The 18,392-nt window shown below is 46.8% G+C and carries 18 protein-coding genes and 1 tRNA gene; 9 read left to right on the top strand and 10 right to left on the bottom strand.

Annotated elements, in window-relative coordinates:
* Positions 1-103: 103 nt before the first annotated feature.
* Together BN3003_RS07580 and BN3003_RS07575 are read left to right on the top strand one after the other, a co-directional pair.
* The gene (locus BN3003_RS07580; RefSeq protein ID WP_199822565.1) at positions 104-1,435 is read left to right on the top strand and encodes an MFS transporter; all 1,332 of its coding nucleotides are present in this window, start codon (positions 104-106) and stop codon (positions 1,433-1,435) included.
* A gap of 30 nt (positions 1,436-1,465) precedes the next feature.
* Positions 1,466-2,431: a carbon-nitrogen hydrolase family protein gene (locus BN3003_RS07575; RefSeq protein ID WP_058356028.1), complete on the top strand. Its 966-nt coding sequence runs from the start codon at positions 1,466-1,468 to the stop codon at positions 2,429-2,431.
* Between the two features lie 76 nt (positions 2,432-2,507).
* Here the strand turns inward: BN3003_RS07575 and BN3003_RS07570 are convergent, their stop codons facing one another.
* From BN3003_RS07570 to BN3003_RS07530, 9 genes are all read right to left on the bottom strand, one after another.
* Positions 2,508-2,993, bottom strand: coding sequence for a hypothetical protein (locus BN3003_RS07570; RefSeq protein ID WP_058356027.1), 486 nt, complete (start codon positions 2,991-2,993; stop codon positions 2,508-2,510).
* Positions 2,994-3,155: 162 nt separating this feature from the next.
* Positions 3,156-4,421, bottom strand: a complete 1,266-nt coding sequence (locus tag BN3003_RS07565) for a sugar MFS transporter (RefSeq protein WP_058356026.1) — start codon at positions 4,419-4,421, stop codon at positions 3,156-3,158.
* Between the two features lie 161 nt (positions 4,422-4,582).
* Complete coding sequence (locus BN3003_RS07560; protein ID WP_058356025.1) at positions 4,583-4,924, bottom strand: L-rhamnose mutarotase; 342 nt, start codon at positions 4,922-4,924, stop codon at positions 4,583-4,585.
* A 10-nt stretch (positions 4,925-4,934) separates the two neighbouring features.
* Positions 4,935-5,711 (bottom strand): SDR family oxidoreductase, encoded by a 777-nt coding sequence (locus BN3003_RS07555; RefSeq protein WP_058356024.1) that lies wholly within the window; start codon positions 5,709-5,711, stop codon positions 4,935-4,937.
* Positions 5,689-6,573 carry an amidohydrolase family protein gene (locus tag BN3003_RS07550; protein ID WP_058356023.1) on the bottom strand — a complete coding sequence of 295 codons (885 nt, stop codon included), beginning with the start codon at positions 6,571-6,573 and terminating at the stop codon, positions 5,689-5,691. The genes BN3003_RS07555 and BN3003_RS07550 overlap by 23 nt, the downstream gene beginning before the upstream one ends.
* Positions 6,566-7,891 (bottom strand): MFS transporter, encoded by a 1,326-nt coding sequence (locus BN3003_RS07545; RefSeq protein WP_058356022.1) that lies wholly within the window; start codon positions 7,889-7,891, stop codon positions 6,566-6,568. The genes BN3003_RS07550 and BN3003_RS07545 overlap by 8 nt, the downstream gene beginning before the upstream one ends.
* A 65-nt stretch (positions 7,892-7,956) precedes the next feature.
* Positions 7,957-9,249, bottom strand: coding sequence for an L-fuconate dehydratase (locus tag BN3003_RS07540; protein ID WP_058356021.1), 1,293 nt, complete (start codon positions 9,247-9,249; stop codon positions 7,957-7,959).
* A gap of 189 nt (positions 9,250-9,438) precedes the next feature.
* Complete coding sequence (locus BN3003_RS07535; protein ID WP_058356020.1) at positions 9,439-10,281, bottom strand: fumarylacetoacetate hydrolase family protein; 843 nt, start codon at positions 10,279-10,281, stop codon at positions 9,439-9,441.
* A 23-nt stretch (positions 10,282-10,304) separates the two neighbouring features.
* The gene (locus tag BN3003_RS07530; protein WP_058356019.1) at positions 10,305-11,057 is read right to left on the bottom strand and encodes an SDR family oxidoreductase; all 753 of its coding nucleotides are present in this window, start codon (positions 11,055-11,057) and stop codon (positions 10,305-10,307) included.
* Between the two features lie 148 nt (positions 11,058-11,205).
* On the opposite strand from BN3003_RS07530, the gene BN3003_RS07525 reads away from it, so the two are divergent.
* The gene (locus BN3003_RS07525) at positions 11,206-11,925 is read left to right on the top strand and encodes a FadR/GntR family transcriptional regulator (RefSeq protein WP_058356276.1); all 720 of its coding nucleotides are present in this window, start codon (positions 11,206-11,208) and stop codon (positions 11,923-11,925) included.
* A 552-nt stretch (positions 11,926-12,477) separates the two neighbouring features.
* Positions 12,478-12,554 (top strand) — tRNA-Pro (locus tag BN3003_RS07520).
* 164 nt (positions 12,555-12,718) lie between these two features.
* Here BN3003_RS07520 and BN3003_RS07515 read toward each other — a convergent pair.
* A complete protein-coding gene (locus BN3003_RS07515; protein ID WP_058356018.1) occupies positions 12,719-13,393 on the bottom strand; it encodes a hypothetical protein in 675 nt (224 codons plus the stop codon).
* A 542-nt stretch (positions 13,394-13,935) separates the two neighbouring features.
* Between BN3003_RS07515 and BN3003_RS07505 the strand changes: the two genes are divergently transcribed.
* From BN3003_RS07505 to BN3003_RS18420, 5 genes are all read left to right on the top strand, one after another.
* On the top strand, positions 13,936-14,739 hold the full coding sequence (locus tag BN3003_RS07505; RefSeq protein ID WP_058356016.1) for a hypothetical protein: 804 nt from the start codon (positions 13,936-13,938) through the stop codon (positions 14,737-14,739).
* Between the two features lie 2 nt (positions 14,740-14,741).
* A complete protein-coding gene (locus BN3003_RS07500; RefSeq protein ID WP_058356015.1) occupies positions 14,742-15,890 on the top strand; it encodes a hypothetical protein in 1,149 nt (382 codons plus the stop codon).
* Positions 15,891-15,988: 98 nt separating this feature from the next.
* A complete protein-coding gene (locus BN3003_RS07495) occupies positions 15,989-16,234 on the top strand; it encodes a helix-turn-helix transcriptional regulator (protein ID WP_058356014.1) in 246 nt (81 codons plus the stop codon).
* A 464-nt stretch (positions 16,235-16,698) separates the two neighbouring features.
* Positions 16,699-17,319, top strand: a complete 621-nt coding sequence (locus BN3003_RS07490; protein WP_058356013.1) for a YagK/YfjJ domain-containing protein — start codon at positions 16,699-16,701, stop codon at positions 17,317-17,319.
* An 89-nt stretch (positions 17,320-17,408) separates the two neighbouring features.
* Positions 17,409-18,160, top strand: a protein-coding gene (locus BN3003_RS18420; RefSeq protein WP_407701094.1) for an IS5 family transposase whose coding sequence is annotated in 2 segments (ribosomal slippage) — positions 17,409-17,640 and positions 17,640-18,160 — 753 coding nt in all. Because the reading frame shifts where the segments join, the coding sequence is not laid out codon by codon here.
* Positions 18,161-18,392: the final 232 nt, after the last annotated feature.

The following is an 18,392-nucleotide window of genomic DNA, read 5'->3' as shown; positions in this document are numbered from 1 at the left end:
ATTGTGGCACGATTTGGCCTTAAAACCCTTAAACAACAACAATAAAAAATGTATTTTTTTAAAAAACTTGATAGTGACAAAAATAATATCAAAGGAGAAATCAATGAGTCTACACAGCAATGCCATTACCCCACCGCCTATCCTTACCAGCGCTGAGCAACCCAAAAAGCTCACGCTCAAGCAATCCGCCGCCGTCGGCATAGGCAATTTTATGGAATGGTTTGATTTTGCCATTTACGGCTATTTTGCCGCCGTCATCGGGCAGGTGTTTTTCCCTTCCAATGCCCCCGGTATTTCGTTGTTGTCATCGCTGGCGGTGTTTGCGGTGGGGTTCTTGGCCAGACCGTTTGGTGCGCTGGTCTTAGGGCCTTTGGGCGACAAATTGGGGCGCAAATATGTGTTGATGGTCACGGTGTTTGGCATGGGCGTGTTCACCACGCTGATGGGCTTATTGCCCGGTTATGCCACCTTGGGTCTGCTCGCGCCCATTGTGCTAATTCTGTTACGTTTTTTACAAGGCATGATGGTCGGTGGAGAATGGTCTAGTGCCGGCATCTTCTTAATCGAAAGCGCCGACGATGACAGACGGGCACGGGCGGCCAGTTTGATTACCTGCACCGCCGGCATCGCATTTTTGGCCGGCACGGCCACTGCCGCCGCCATCAATTCCGGTTTGAGCGAGGAACAAGTAATCGCTTGGGGTTGGCGCATTCCGTTTGTGTTGTCGATATTCATGACGTTTTTGGCGGTATTCATCCGCCGCCGCTTGGACGACACACCGGTATACCACGAGCTACAAGCCAAAAAAGCCAGCAATGCCATCGCGCCCATCAGTTTTGCCAAAAAGCGCTCGTCTTTCATCATTGCCTTTGCATTCTCGGCCTTATTTGGCGTGTCTTTGTATTACTTCATTACCTATGCCAACACCCATTTGGTCACCGTGGTGCACTTGCCGAAAATCTCCGCCTTGTGGCTGTGCAGCTTGGCCTTGTTGGTGTATTGCTTTATGCACCCGTTTGTCGGTTTGCTCATCGACAAAGTGGGCCGCCGCAAGCCGGTATTGTTCACCGCCGCCGGTTTAATCGTCAGTGCTTACCCCATCTTCTTGATGTGGAACACGGGCAACAGCGTGCTCATCGTGCTCGCCTCCATCTTATTGGGCTTTTTCGTGTGCATGTCGGCGGTATTGAATGTGGTGTTGCTGGTGGAAGTGTTTCCCGCTTCTATTCGCTCCACCGGTGCGGCGCTGGGTCACAATATCGCTTCAGCCGTCTTGGCCGGCCCTGGCCCTTTTATTGCCGCTTTGTTGATTCAATACACTGGTAATCCCAACGTGCCAGCTTGGTATTTAATCGGCGTGTCCACTTTCTGCTTCCTCATTTTGTTTTTTATGCTGCCTGAAACCAAGGGCAAAAATCTCAGCGATGAACATTAACCCATACAACCACCACATTAAGGAACCATCATGACCAAAGTCGCCGTTATCCAAGCCGCCGCTATCCCATTTGAACCGATGTTAAGCGTGGAAAAAGCAGGCCAAATTTTAGAACGCGTCAGTGCGGCGCAAGCTCAATTGGCAGTGTTTCCCGAAGCCTATTTGGGTGGTTATCCCAAAGGCAGCCATTTTGGCAGCGTCGTTGGCACGCGCCACAACGACGGGCGCAAGTTATACCAACGCTATGTCGCTGGCGCTGTCAGTTTGGATGGCCCTGAATTGGCCTTGTTGGCACAAAAAGTCAGCGAAACCAATGTGCATGTGGTGATGGGCATCATCGAAAAACTCGGCCGCACCTTGTACTGTACCGCTGTCACTTTGGCGCCCAATAAAGGCATCGTCGGCATACACCGCAAACTGATGCCAACCGGTTTGGAGCGTTTGATTTGGGGCTTTGGCGATGGCTCTACCATGCAAACTGTCGACACGCCGATGGGGCGTATAGGAAACGTTATTTGTTGGGAAAACTACATGCCGGCGCTGCGGCAAGCCATGTACGCCCAAGGCACGGAGATTTATTGCACGCCGACTGCCGACGATCGCCCGACGTGGCTCAGCTCCATGGTGCACATTGCCTTAGAAGGCCGGGTATTTGTGTTGTCCGCTTGCCAAGCCATCAAGCTGCATGAATATCCAGATTATTTTCAGGCGCAGTTTGATTTGGACAATATCGGTGCCGACGACTATTTGATGCGCGGTGGCAGCTGCATCATCAGTCCGTATGGTGAAGTCTTGGCAGGGCCGGTGTTTGATGCCGAAACCGAACTGTATGCCGACATTGATTTGGCCATGACCCAGCAAACCAATTTGGATTTCGATGCCACCGGCCACTACTCTCGCCCGGATATTTTCAATTTACACGTCAACACCAGTGCCAGAAATGCGGTGGATTTCAGCGCCGACGCAGTACCGCAAACAGCCGATACGACACTGTAAACCCCAGCAGTGCTGTCTGAACCAACAAGACAGCACTGCTTGTTTATCGCTGTTTTAATACAAGCGGCCTGTATGTTTACAGGCCGACTTTGGGCATTAAGGCCACCGGATACACTTGTTCATTGCCCATTAACAACATCACCACTTGCTGTACCGGCAATTCAGGCAGCAATACTTGTTGCACCATCGCACCCGCTTGCGCTGTGGCCAACAGCGGCGTGGTTTTAAGCTCATTATCGTTCAAGGTTTGAAAACGCGCTTGTACAGGACAAGGGAATTTGGCCATGCATTTTTGTACCGACACAAACAGCGTGTTGTTTTTGACTTCATAATTGATGCCAGCCGGCCAAAACGCAGGCACAGGCCGGGTTTGGATTTGCAACAACAAGCGCCCATCGGCTTGTTTGCCCCAATTCAAGGCTTGAAAATCGCTCAAGCGATACAGCGAAGTGTCTAAGCTGCTGCCACGCGGCACACTGCTGATGGCATTGTTGGCCGAGGTATTACCCCAATGACACGCGCCCAGCAGCAACGCTGACACACACAAGAATAAAGCTTTCATCACCCACTCCTTGCACACAATGCCAGCAGTGTAACTGAGCCATGCAGTCCTCGATAGCTAGCCAGCACGAAGTGCAGATAATACGACTTTGGGTGTAATGCCTTTGTGATAAAGCTTACAGGCCGCATCAAGCGGCCTGTAAACCTACTACACACACTCTGCTTAAGCTTTGCTTAATTTTGGATACAGCGCACCGTACACCACCACGATTATGAAGCACAGCAAGGGCAACACATAGGCCATGGCCGTGTGTTGGCCGTCGGCGATTTTGCCCATGAAGTAAGGCATGATGGCGCCGCCCACAATGGCCATGATCATGAACGAGCTGCCGATTTTGGTTTGCGAGCCCAAGTTTTTCACCCCCATCGCGAAGATGGTGGGGAACATGATGGACATGAAGAAGAAAATCGCAATCGCCGCATAAGTCGACACGCCAGCCATGCCCGTCATCACCACCGCGCACAAAAGCACGTTAATCACCGCATAAATGCTTAATAATTTGGCAGCGGGGATTTTGGTCATGATACCGGTGCTGATAAAGCGGCCAAACATGAAGGCCAACATCGCAATCGACAACAAATATGAGGCTTTTTGCGTGCTCAAGCCTTGCCAGGTTTCGGTGGCCAAGTTGATGAAAAACGCGCCCACGCCCACTTGTGCCGCCACATAGAAGAACAAGGTCACCACGCCCCACACAAATTCTTTGTGTGCAAGCAAAGACTGGTTTTGTTTGCCCGCGTTTTGTGCGTCCAACGCCGCTTCGGCTTCGCGCAAGTCTGGCAATTTGGTTTTGGCAAACATCGCAATCAAGGCGATGACCACAATGGCGATGCCGACATAGGTCAGCGTCACCGCGCCCGCGCCGCCGCCATTGGCCGCCGCTTCCTTGCCTTCAAAGAAAAACATGCCGCCTATCAATGGGCCAAAAAACTGACCCAAGCCATTAAACGATTGTGACAAATTCAAACGCGTTTCGGCGGTGGTAGGGTCGCCCAAGGCCGACGCATACGGATTGGCCGCAGTTTCCAAGAAGCCCAAGCCCAAGGCCAATACGAATAAGGCGAACAAGAAGAAACCAAAACTCATCACACCCGATGCCGGCACAAACAACAAAGCGCCCAAGGCATACAAAGACAAGCCCATGATGATGCCAGCCTTATAGCCTTTTTTGGAGATGAATATCCCCGCCGGCAAGGCGATGACAAAATACGCGCCAAAATAAGCGGCCTGTATCAAGCCTGATTGGGCTTTGGTGATGTGTAAGGCTTCTTGAAAGTGCTTGTTCAACACATCGACCAAGCCATACGACAAGCCCCACATGAAAAACAATGTGGTCACCAAAATAAAGCCCAAACGGTATTTGGGGTCGGTAATGCTGGCTTTCAGAAAACTGCTGTCAGCACTGCTGCTACTGGCTTTGCTATTCATTTTCTCCTCATTTCTCTTTGTTGGTTTTATGGTGCAAATATTGTTGTGGTGTTGCGGATCAAACAGGTCTTGCATGTGCTGCTGTGTTTCAGGCCGGCGCGCTATCTTGGCGCTCTGCGTTTTGACGGCCTATTGCAGCGGCATTTTTCAGGCTTACGCAGTCAGGCTTGCGCGTTCAAGGCAAAGATTTGCGTCATCAGGGCCCATTTTTCACCCTCTTGCGCCCAAGGCGTGGGTACTTGGTAAGTCCACATCAGCGCTTCCCATTCGGCCACTTTAGGGGTGCTCGCGGCCAAGGCCGCCGCACGTTCGGCGCTGTATGACCCATCGACATCCATCACCATGAACAAGCGCGTGCCCAAATGCCAAATCTCCATTTCGGTCACGCCAGTGGCGCGAATGTGGGCGGCGATTTCTGGCCAAATGCGTTGGTGTTGCTCAATATAGGCAGCAATTTGGCTGGCATCGTTGACCAAATCCAGCGCCAAACAATAGCGGCTCATGATTGTTTCCTTAGGACAAAGCGCGGTCTAAATGGGTATAGCCGCCATCGACGTACAGCCATTCACCGGTGGTGTGCGATGAGCGCTCCGACAGCAAAAACACCACCGTATTGGCGATTTCATTGCTGGTGGTCATGCGTTGGCCCAAGGGAATTTTGGCGGTGATGTTGGCGAGTTTTTCGGCCGCATTGTCAAAGCTGTTAATCCATTTTTCGTACAAAGGCGTCATCACTTCGGCCGGTATCACCGCATTGACGCGGATGCCGTCCTGTAACAAAGCCGCTGCCCATTCGCGGGTTAAGGCCAAGCGACCACCGTTGGCCGCGCAATAACCACTGGTTTGGCCTTGGCCGGTGACCGCGGTTTTGGAGCCTATGTTCACAACACTGCCGCGGCTTCGTTTCAGATGCGGCAAGGCGTGGTGCACGATGGTGAAATAGTGAATCAGGTTTTTTTCCAAAGAGGCGCGAAAAGCATCGACCGAGGCGTCCAAGCCGACGTTGTCATTGGCGCCGGCATTGTTGACCACGCCATCAATGCGGCCAAAACGCGTGGCCGTGGCGGCGATGGCTGCTGCACAAGCCGCTTCATCAGTCACATCGACTTGGTAAAACGCAAATTCTTGCGCTTGTGCGCTCAATGCGGCCTGAAAATCCGCCTGCAAAGGCGAACGGCCGAAAATCACCGGTATCGCGCCTTCTTGTGCCAAAGTGAGGCTGATGGCCGCGCCTATGCCCGCGCCGCCGCCGGTGACGATGTAAACCTTATCTTGCAAGTGCAAATCCATTGTGTGTCCTTTGTGTGTTGTCTGTATTTGATAGGGTGTTCAATTGGTAAACGCGCCGCGCCGTGTCGCTAAATAAGGCCGCACGCTCGCTGGCCGACCATGTTTGGGTCAAGGTGTGGGCATGCTGCAATAAGTCGCTGTAACTGTGGGTCAATTGAGCGACTGGCCAATTCGAGCCCCACAGCAAACGCTCGGCGCCAAACATTTGGTAAACGCTGTCCACATGGCGCTGCAAATCTGCAGCAGTCGCGCCAACACCGGCTTCGGTTTCCAAACCCGACACTTTGACCAATACATGTGGCAAAGCCGCCAACGCCTGCATGTGGTGGTGCCAATGTGCAAACGCCGCCGCATCACCAAACACCGGCTTGGCCATATGGTCAACAATCAAATAGTGATTATCATGACGCTGACAAAATGCCAGCGCTGCCGCCAAATCGGCTTGCTGTACCAAGACCTCGTACACCAAAGAAGCGGCCTGTAAACGCGGCACAGCCTGATTCAAACCGCTGTGTGTCAACAAATACGCGCTGGGGTCGGCCTCGTCTTGTATCAAGTGGCGAAAACCTTTGATTAAGGGCAAGTCTTGCGCCCGCTTTAATTGCGCCGTTACCTCGCCATCAAAATCAAACCAGCCCACCACCGCTTGTAAGCGCGGCTCGGTCGCCGCCAAATCGACCAAATATTGATTTTCCGCCCAAGAAGTGCGCGCTTGCACCGCCACCATCGCTTCGACTTGGCCATTGCTGGCGGCCAACAAATGCTCCGGCAAAAAGTCTTGCTTGAGCACGGCCATGCCCTCGTCTATCCACGGAAATTCGGCCGCTTGGTAGCGCCAAAAGTGAATGTGGCTGTCAATCATGACTGTATTCCTTTGTCATCTTTACTGTGGGAGTGGCTTTATGCCGCAAAGTCGCCAACAAAATCAAGCCCACCACACCCACCAAAGACAGAGCCAACAAACCGGCATAATCATTTTGAAACATTTGCTCAGCCCAATTTTTCAAATTCGGCGCCACAAAACCACCCAAATTACCCAAAGCCCCAATCAAAGCCGTACCTGCGGCAGCAGAACGACCGCGCAAATACTGAGTCGGTAAATTCCAAAACAGTGGCTGCACGATGATGAAACCGATGATGGCCAAGGTAATCGCCATGACAAACGTCACCACAGAGTGCATTTGCGTCGCCAAGCCTATGCCCGCTACCGCACACGCCAACATCGCCATCGCCATGTGCCGCCAATTGCGGTTTTTATCCGCCAATTTGGTCATCACCGGCAATAACAACAAGGTGCACAGCCACGGGATGGCGCTGACCAAACCCACTTGCAGGCCGACTTTCACGCCCATCAATTCCGCCAATTTGCTCGGCAAATAAAACAACACGCCGTACACACTCATTTGAATCGAGAAGTAAATCGCCACGAAGCGCCACACCGTTGCGTCTTTGAAAGTAGCTGCCACGCTTTTGCCAGCGTGCGCATGCGCGTCTTGCGGTGCATCTTGGGCAAATTCATCTGCCAAGGCTTGCTTTTCCTCTCTCGTCAGCCATTTGGCTTGTTCAGGCCGGCTTACCAACCAGAAAAAGGCAAACACACCCACGGCCACGGTCAGCACGCCTTGCACCAAAAACATCCATTGCCAATTGCGCAAACCCATCACCGGTGTCATGTCGAGCAACCAGCCGGTGAACGGCCCGCCCAACATCAAGGCAATCGGCACACCCAAGTAATACCAACCATAGGCTTGGCTGCGAAAACGGTTTGGAAACCAATACGTCAGGTACAAGACCACCCCAGGCGAGAAACCGGCCTCGGTCAAACCCAATAAGAAACGCAAAATATAAAAACTGGTGGTATCGCGAATGAACATCATGGCGATGGAGACGATGCCCCAGCTGACCATGATGCGGCTGAGCCACAGCCGTGCACCGACTTTGTGTAAAATCAGATTGCTCGGTACTTCAAACAAAGCATAGCCAATGAAGAATATGCCCGCGCCCAAAGCATAAGCAGCGGCATCGATGCCGGCATCGGTTTGCAAATACGTCTTCACAAAGCCGACATTGGAGCGGTCTAACATCGCCAAGGCGAACATCAATACGATTAAGGGCAACAGCTTGGTTTTGCTTTTGTGCAAGGCTGAGGCCAAATGGGGATTCTGTACCACTGTGCTCATCGCTCTCTCCTTTGTGAGCAGCAGCCAGCCCAGTGCTTCTGTGGCACCGGTACTGGCATGTTTTTTTAACCTCGGAACAAGTATTGTTGTAAAGACTCGGGTTTCATTTCGATGGAGAAACCCGGCAATTTAGGCGGCATGTAAGCGGCGTTTTGGATGTCGCAAGGCTCGATAAAATGCTCGTGCAAATGGTCGACATACTCGGTCACGCGGCCTTCGTTGGTGGCGGCGAAGCACAGATAATCAATCATGGACAAATGCTGTACGTATTCGCACAAACCGACACCACCGGCATGTGGACACACTTTCAGGCCGTATTTGGCCGCCATCAGCAGCACTGCCAATACTTCATTGACCCCGCCCATGCGGCAGGCATCGATTTGTACCACATCAATGGCTTCGCGCATGATGAATTGTTTGAACATGATGCGGTTTTGGCACATCTCGCCAGTGGCCACTTGGATGGGCTTGATCGCCTCACGAATGGCACGGTGCGCCTCCACATCATCGGGGCTGGTCGGCTCTTCAATAAACCAAGGCTGAGCAAACGCCAATTCTTTGACCCAAGCAATGGCTTCGTCGCGTTCCCAAATTTGGTTGGCGTCTATCATCAGATTGCGCTCTGGGCCGATGATATCGCGGGCGATTTGCACGCGGCGTTTGTCTTCTTCTAAATTGCGACCGACTTTGAGCTTGATGTAATTAAAGCCTTCGTCCACCGCTTCTTGGCACAAACGCGCCAATTTTTCTTCGCTATAGCCCAACCAGCCAGCTGAAGTGGTGTAACACGGATAGCCTTGTGCCATCAGGTTTTGTAAGCGCTCAGCCTTACCAGCCGCTTGCTGAGTGAGCAATTGCAAGGCTTCGTCTGGAGTGATGCAATCGGTGATGTAACGGAAGTCTATGCACTCAACCAATTGCTCAGGCGACATTTCTGCCACCAATTGCCACACCGGTTTGCCTTCGACTTTGGCCCACAAGTCCCACACCGCATTTACCACTGCTCCGGTGGCCAAATGCATCGCGCCTTTGTCTGGACCTATCCAACGCAATTGGCTGTCGGAAGTGAGTTCGCGCCACATTTTGGCTGGATTCGCGCGCACTTCGTCTATGTCCAAACCCACCACCAAATGGCGCATCGCCTCTATCGCCGCGCAGCAAATTTCATTGCCGCGACCGATGGTAAACGTCAAGCCATGGCCACTGAGTTCGGGATTATTGGTTTTTAAGATCACATAGGCCGCAGAATAATCTGGGTCGGGATTCATGGCATCTGAGCCATCTAATTGGGTCGAAGTGGGAAAACGCACGTCCAACACTTCCAAATCGGTAATCACCGTTGCTGTAATCACTGTCATCTTGTTTCACCTTTGTTGTGCGCGGCAAAACCCGTTTGCCGCCGCGAGTATGAGGTAACAAAGAAGCAGCGTGCCAAACCAACAGGCGCAAGCGGCCTGTAAGCCTTGTTTGGCTTACTTCTCCTTTGTTGTTGGGGTATTGTTGCGTGACCACACTTCTTATGCGATTTGAGTGTGGTTCAGCGCGCTTTAGAGTGCCTGTATCACGTGTTGCTCTTGCTCACCCAAGCCAGCGATGCCCAAACGCATCACTTGGCCGGCCTGTAAATACACTGGCGGCTTTTGACCCAAGCCCACGCCCGGAGGGGTGCCGGTGGAAATCACATCGCCTGCTTGCAAACTCATGAATTGGCTTAAATAGCTGATGATGGTGGGCACATCAAAAATCATAGTGTTGGTGTTGCCGTCTTGGTAGCGTTTGCCATCGACTTCCAACCACATGTGCAATTGGTGCGGGTCGGCGATTTCATCGCGTGTTACCAGCCAAGGGCCTATCGGACCAAACGTGTCGCAGCCCTTGCCTTTGTCCCAAGTACCACCGCGTTCGATTTGGTATTCGCGTTCAGACACATCGTTAATCACACAATAGCCGGCGACATAATCCATGGCATCGGCCTTGTCGATGTAGCGACCGTCTTTGCCTATGACCACACCCAATTCCACTTCCCAATCGGTTTTTTGAGAATGGCGTGGAATTTCCACATTGTCATTCGGGCCGACAATGGCGCTGGTCCATTTGTTGAACACAATTGGCTCTTCAGGTATGGCGGCGCCGGTTTCGGCGGCGTGATCAGAATAATTCAAACCGATGCAAATAAACTTGCCAATATTGCCCACGCAAGCGCCATAGCGCACACCTTCATCTACCAAGGGCAAAGTGTTCACATCGACCGCGCGGATTTTGTCCAATTCATGTGCCAACACATGACCATTGATGTCGGTCACCACGCCGCTTAAATCACGAATGCGGCCTGTAACATCAATAATGCCGGGTTTTTCTGCGCCTTTGGCGCCAAAACGTACTAATTTCATATTGGGTATCCTGCAAAAACAAATTAATTGGACCAACCGCCATCAATCATATTGATGGTGCCTGTGGTAAACGCCGACTCATCTGAAGCCAAGAATACCGCCAAAGCCGCAATTTCTTCAGCCTTGCCTATGCGACCCATGGGCTGACGCGCCACGAATTGCGCATACACCTCTTCCACCGTCTTGCCTTGCTCTGCCGCTTGAGTGGCAATGCGTTGGTGCAAAGAAGGTGATTCCACCGTACCAGGGCAAATGGCATTGCAGCGCACGCCGGAAGTGATGTAATCGGCGGCTATGGCCTTGGTCAAACCCAGCACCGCAGCCTTGCTGGCACTGTAAACAAAACGATTCGGTACGCCTTTGATGCTGGAAGCCGCAGACGACATATTGATGATGGACGCGCTGCCTGTGGCCAACATGCCTGGTAAGAAGCCTTGTATCAGGCGGTACATAGAGGTGACATTGATGTCGAACGCGCGTTGCCAATCGCTTTCAGAACATTCCAAAATGCTGCCAGCTGGCACCCAACCGGCGCAATTGAACAACACATCAATCTGACCTGTGGCCGCCACGAAAGCGTCGATTTGCGCCTTATTGGTCACATCCAGCAAGGCCGTGCGGATGTTGGCATGTGCCGCTGCCAATTGTTCTAAGGTGTCTTGGTTGATGTCGGTTGCAATCACTTGCGCACCCTCATTGGCAAACGCCAATGCCGATGCCGCGCCTATGCCTTGACCTGCGGCGGTAATCACACAGGTTTTACCAGCTAGTCTCATTTCATCTCCTTGGTATAATCACGGTATTGGTCTAGACTAAGACTGCACTCTGTTACAATGGTCTAGCCAATTTAAAATTGGTCTGTACAATTTAAGGGATAGTAATCCTGATTGCAAGTATTTTTTGATGCCTGATGAGAACAAAACCATGGAAACCACTCGCCTTTACCAAAAGATAGCCGATGAAATTAAGCAGAAAATACGCGATAACACCTATCCTATCGGTCATCAATTGCCGCCAGAGCGCGATTTTGCAGCACAATTGGGCGTAAGTCGCACTTCCGTGCGCGAAGCGATTATTGCCTTAGAAGTATCGGGTTGGGTCGATGTGAAAGTGGGCAGTGGCGTGTATGTTAAGTGTCCAGACCAATCCAAAATTGGTCATACCGAACCACAAATTCACCCACAACTGCTGCCGTATTTGGCCCAAGGGGACGACATCACTCCATTTGAAGTGTTGCAAGCACGCCTCTTATTGGAACCAGAATTTGCCGCCCTCGCCGCCGCCAACCGCAGCGATGAGTTGATGCAAGAAATCAAAGACGCTTACATCATGAATGTCAGCGACAATTTAAACGCCTCGACCGAGCACATAGGCGACCGCTTGTTCCACATCAAAATCGCCGAAGCCAGCGGTAATCCGGCTTACGCCTACTTCATCCGTTATTTATTGGGCAAGCAATACACCGAGTTATTCAACCGTTTGCAAACCCTGTACACGCCCGAAGACATGCCACTGCGCTCACAAGTGGAGCACCATCAAATTCTGATTGCAATCGAAAAGCAGCGCCCCGAACAGGCCCGCATCGCCATGCAAACCCATTTAAACAGCGTCATCGAAATCTTCAGCCGCAGCGTCGATGTGTGAACAAGCCAGCACCATTAAGTGTTGAAGCAGCGCGCATGAACACAAACAAGCGGCCTGTAAGCTATTGCATGTTTACAGGCCGCTTGTTTCACTTCGTTCAGTGTGCGTTTATCCTCTTGATAGCCCGTCTCAAAATAGCCATCAGGCGGCAAATACACCCAGCTTGCTCGCCCTCTTGGCAAAGCAATGCTCGAAAGAGTTGAATTTAGAAGGGATTTGCACCCGTTGGATTGAACCTCTATGCCAGCACAGGCACATGCTGGACAATAAGACTGCATTGATTTGAATCTCTATATGCAAATTAAATCATGGAAAACAAGTCACCATTACGCATGGCAACACCTGATTGACAAAACCCCTCAGCACACCATCACCTTATGCGGCCTGTAAATACCGCCTACACCTCATGCCCATGCAAAACCCATCATTTCTACACATCGCTATTCATGTACCATACCAGCCTCTTCTTAAACCAATAGTCCCATATTTCCGCAGCAAGCACACCCAGATGGCTTGCCCTATTCGTATGCCACCGCTATAATGAACGCCATTCGGAGTGTGGCGCAGCCTGGTAGCGCACTTGCATGGGGTGCAAGGGGTCGGAGGTTCGAATCCTCTCACTCCGACCAATAAAATCAAGGACTTAGATGAAAATCTAGGTCCTTAATTTTTTGCTATCAACTCTGAGGGGTAAACTGTGGGGTAAACCAGAAATGAGATTGCTTTAGTTTCAGTTAGAGGCGATTGGATATTTACAACTCATCTCACTCGCCTCAACCCATCAAACCATACTTCAGTAGAAACGTTCAGCATCAAACTGATCAAGTACGTCACCCCAATCAAATTGAAATACTTTGTCTCTATCCTGTTCCCACGAATCCAAATCCTTATATGCTTTAGGTCGGCCTAAAGCATGATTGATTATCAATGCATCAAGAGGTGGCCATCTCTTGGTAAGACAAGTTTCACGGATGTATTGTAAGGGTCTTATGATTTGCCGTTGGTGCGTAAATGACAATTCCTCGGCTTCTAAAACATCTTTATAAGTGATGACTTTTTTGTTTTCCGCCAGTTCACATAAAAATGCCCAAAACTTTTCTAGTTCATTCGCCGTTTCTGAAGGCGGTTCATTGTATTCGACAGGCTTGGTTTTAATGATATCCAACTCTTTAACCAGCATAGCTTCGTCTAGATCTTGTAAAAAATCTATAGTGTCATTTTCAAAGGCTAAAGTTTTATTAACACTGACACAATTCAAATTAATCAGTAAGTATCCTGGACCAGGGTACTCATGTAAGGCAACTCCATATTCCAGCAGATGTTCTTGCACTTGAACAAAATAACGTGCGGAATAGCTGAAGTGTCTTGCCATATTGGCGAACTCCTTGTTTGTGATCCTAGCAATTTTATATCCTGATCGACGCAAAATAACGGCAATGAGTAGTGCTGTTTTCTGGGCTGTATTCATCATTCTTCTATAATTAAAAAAGGTAATTTTAATAATATATATGATAAAAATACAATATAAAACATTGGCAGATTAAAATTTAAATCTATTATAAAAATAATATAAAATTATTTAATAAAATATATTTTATTTTTAATTATTAAATATAATATAAAATATATTCATTATCAGGAATTTTTAGTTTATATGAATATTTCTAACAATACTGCATTCAAATATAAGCTCCTAAACCTATATGGTACTGGAAACTATAATTTATTTTCATTAGTCTATCTTAGGAGTAGCTTGCATCCTGAGTTGATAATAGAGATCGCTCAGCCAAAAAATATACACATGGATGAGAACTCAACTCAACCACATTTATTGCTAGAAAATTTTAAAGTCAACTTTGCCAAGCTACAAAAAATGCTGATTGACTTTTTTACCTTGGGACATATCCTGTACTTAATTGCCTCTACCGATAACACACAGAAGCAATTAAAAATGAGCAGGATTTTTTCACTTATTTGAATGAAGACCTGAGTTATAGACAATCATTGCCCATGTTGATGAATGAAATCAATTTGAATTTTAAGACTCACCGATATGGGTATTTGTACCAATTGTTAACATGGTTATGTGACAATTTTAAAAAGGAATTGACGGGATGCACCATTCAAATTGGAAGCAGTCACTCGCAACCTGCTTGGATAAATTTTCCAATTGCTGAGGAGGTCCGCAGTTATTATCAACGCACCAAAACAGATGCTCGACTAAATCTTAAAAGAGTTGAAAATTTTCATAATGATATTGTCACTGCGATTACAGTATTTATTAGAACAAGAAATAATTTGCTCAATAGACCTAACCCGACTAAAGCAGAAATATCATCTTTAATTAATTTCAATAAGGACTCAAAAGCAAAGTTATTTGTTGATACTCATGATCTCATTCGCCATTTTGAAATCAGACATATCACACTTTGGGCATATCTAGAATCAGGTATGAGTAATCATGAAATTAAGACCATACTGCGACGATTTAGCAAAAACTTAAGAGCAAAGTATGTTTGCAATGGATATGTTAAAAAAGTTTCATACAACCATTTAACTGGATTGCAAATTGATTTTTTAGACAGTGTATTTAGCGTCAGTACAATTGAAATAGAACAGCTGTGGTCAAATGCAGTTCTTCCTCTGTTTCCGACAGCATTATGTACATTTTACAAACAAGAACTGCCCTATTTAGGGCATGCTAAAGAAATTGCTCAGTTTGTCGAATCCGCCATATCAATACCTTTATTACAGGATACGGAGCTGATGTTAAAAGTCCCAACTGTAAGAAACTTCACTACCAGTAGAAAGTAACCATGAGCCTAAACTCTGAAGAGCACATTGATTATCTCTGCTCACTTCTTTATAAACTTTCTAAAGTAAAGAAAAACAGCTTTTTCAGTCATCTGTACCACTTTCAGCCCGACGCAATTCCAAATACAAAGATATTTAAAACCCTGAGAGTGTTGTCGGGTAATAGCAGTATCGAGCAGAATATCTATATAGACTATAAATATAAAAGCAGTGACTTAAGCGATAAGCTATTAAAAGCCTCGTTAACTTATATTGAGATATACAAAGCTACTTTCAATACTTACCCTACAATTCCCCTTATATATGTGCCTACATTATTAAGCACAACTCAACTATCAGGATTGAGGGACGTTGACATCACTGAAAATGCAGACATCATTACTAAGAGTATTTCTGCAGTGCCCTATCTTCAAAACCCATTACTCATTCAATTCTCATATTGTAATAATTATACGGGTGATATATTCAAATTATTAAGCTCCGATAGGACCGCTAAGTATAATGTTTTTGAAATGCTCAATAATTGGCTATTTAACCTTTATCAACTTGTTAGTTTAGATAAGAGAGCGACTCAAAAAAACAGGGAGTTTTACACTCAGCTCAATCAACGCAATCAAAGTGTGCAAAAACTTATTGCCAGTATTTCTGCAAATCTGGTTTTAAAACAATTTTGTCAAATTGATATTTCTTGGAATTCTCATACATCCACTACTTCCATATTCGATGTCGAAGATTTTTCCATGAATCATCATGCAATTAATAATCTTAGAATTCAGCTCCTTTCTACATTACGTAATGAGTTTTCAAAGCTAAAAAATCTCTTACCCGTGAAGTATTTGTGGCTTCTCACTTCCAATCAAGAGTGCAAAGTCAGTATAGAGTTGCACATTATTACTCAAAATCATGAAGAGGAAGGATATGAGGATTTTCATGCAAGCATTGAACAACTATTAGCTAAGTTTCATCGAATTGCACAAGATCATGAATTCAATATATCTGTATTGAATCAATATCCAGATATCACTAAAGTGGATAAGACGCTGCTATTAAAAGAACTCTCTTTTAAAGAGCGAGGTTATTTTATTGATTTTCCTGAACTTTCTAAGTCATCATTTGGATGCGGAGGTATTGGGGGAAGAAAGTACAAATAAATTTATTACTACATTGGCCACTTGTATGAAGTGAATCAGCATCTCAGCAAAACCTGCGAATTCACTTCCGTTTATTAATAATCAACGGAGTTCATACAATGACTATCGAATTACGCATTTTACGTATCAAAGAAGTTGCAACCAAGTTAGCAATCGGCAAATCTACTATTTATGATTGGATCAATCCTAAATCACCACGTTATGACCCAAGCTTTCCAAAACCCATAAAGCTAGGCGGTAACTCGATTGGATGGGTATCTACTATGATTGATGACTGGTTAACCAATAAGTATTTAGAACAGCATGCTGAGTCACTTGATGATGTATTGCAACAATCGGCTTAGATAAGCCTACTCTTCTGAACTCCAATAATTGGCCCTTAGTTCTTACAGTATTCACTGTGAACTGAGGGCATTTTTATTGGCACATTAAAACCTAACTGTGTAGTTGAAAAAAACAATGTCATGCTTTGTACACAAGGGACTGAAACCAATGCATTCCCTTGTAATCCAGTGATATTCTAATAAAATTGAATATGGGTTATTAATATTATATTTTATATATTAATAGACAGTTCAAGTAGCAAATCAGCTATCCGTGATAATCAAGACAATAATGTAATGATATCTCTAGATGATTGAATATCAATGAACTTAATCTTCCTTTAGTATAAACATCAGATTGTTGTGAACCACTATTAAAACCATTTGATTAATAGGCAAGGTATCACATTAACTGTCTACTATTGAAAACTACCAAGCATTAACACAGTTGATCAGCTATACAGTCCTCTGCAAGGACTTATGAAATGGACCAAACATTATTGCCTGAGCGTCTTTATGGCTACAATCAAAACAATCTTGATATGATTGACAAACGTATTGATGAATTGCTTCAAAAATATGCAAAGATATTGGTTGTGAGAGTGGATTTCTATATTCGTGAAGAATATACCTTAGACATCACTGATCGATTCATGATTGAAGCCTGGAAACGACTTCTAAATAATATGCGTTTTAACCAACTCTTTGCTCATTGCATTACTTCCATGGCTAAGTTGGAATATACCCCTGCTAGAGGATGGCATTTTCATACAGCATTCATTTTCAATGGACATCATCACCAAAGTGAATATGGCTTAGGCAAAGCCATTCAAGCATATTGGGAGAGCACATTAGCTGGAATGGTAGGTCATGCGCACTTAACCAGTGGGCAAGACTATTCTATCAACGGTACAGGAATGGTACATTACAGAGATGTGGAGAAGATTTTCAATGTGAAGTACGCTTTGGCTTACTTGGCTAAAATTGATCTTTACCAGCTCAATAAGATATTTACAGATGCCACTGGTAAAAACATCCGTACATTTTTTATTTCTCAATACAAGCCTAAGCAAGGTTTAAGAGGCAGGCCGAGAACAATCCTTTAGGGCGTGTTCTCATTTCAAATCTGAAATAAGCCACTCCTAAAACTTATGTTATAGAATGAAATATATGTTTATTTGATAAAAGTTTTAACATGGCCCGCCGAGTTTTAACCGATGATATTTGGCTGCAAATTCAAGATACCATGAAGTTTTATGGCTGCTACCGTTCCAAAAATAGCAAAAATATCATGGAGGCCATTTTGTGGAAACTTCGCACTGGAGCGACATGGCGAGATATTCCTGAAGATTTGTGTCCTTGGCAAACGGCTTACAATCGCTTTAATCGCTGGGCCATCAAGGGTTTATGGGACAAGTTTTTTTTAAACTACGAGGCGTATTGGATACAGAACGGGTATTCATCGACGGAAGCTACGTCCGCGCTCATCAGCATGCGAGTGGAGCTAGGCGTGGTGAGGCTCGAGCAATTGGCCGTTCACGAGGTGGCGCAACTACAAAAATACACTTGGCCGTCGACGCGAACGGACATCCGCTTGATTTTGAAATCACTGGGGGCGAAACCCACGACAGTCAAGTTGCACCGCAGCTGATCGCCTTGGTTCAAACCGGCCATTATTTGGTCGCTGATAAGGGCTATGACTCTGAAAAGATAAGAGACTCTTCAAGAAAACATGGAATGATTCCCGTCATCCCTAGAAAATCCAACAGCACCAAAAGTAATCCGGAATTTAGCCGTTATTTATACGGCTTACGCTATGTGGTTGAAAATGCATTTGCCCGCTTGAAGCATTTCAGAGGTATTGCAACGCGTTTTGACAAATTAGCCCGCAATTACAAGGCCATGCTACGACTGGCTTGTATCTTTATTTGGTGTAAGGCCAAATGAGAACACGCCCTAGTTTTTATTTCAGGAGACTGTACATAGCCACCCTCGTTATAGATGGCCGCGTAAGCGGTCATTATCTTTGTAAAACACACAGATAACATAAATTCCCCATGATCCTTTACAGGGATATGTTGAAATTAGGTATTGATACAAAGTTTGAGCAGGCTTCATCTGAGAAGGTGACAAACCTAGCAATTGCTTCCACAATAGCGCCATTTTAAAAATCAACTAA

Origin of the sequence: Vitreoscilla massiliensis (genome assembly GCF_001457815.1) — a bacterium.
Taxonomy (GTDB): Bacteria; Pseudomonadota; Gammaproteobacteria; order Burkholderiales; family Neisseriaceae; genus Vitreoscilla; species Vitreoscilla massiliensis.
This window is presented reverse-complemented; position numbering and strand designations above follow the sequence as displayed.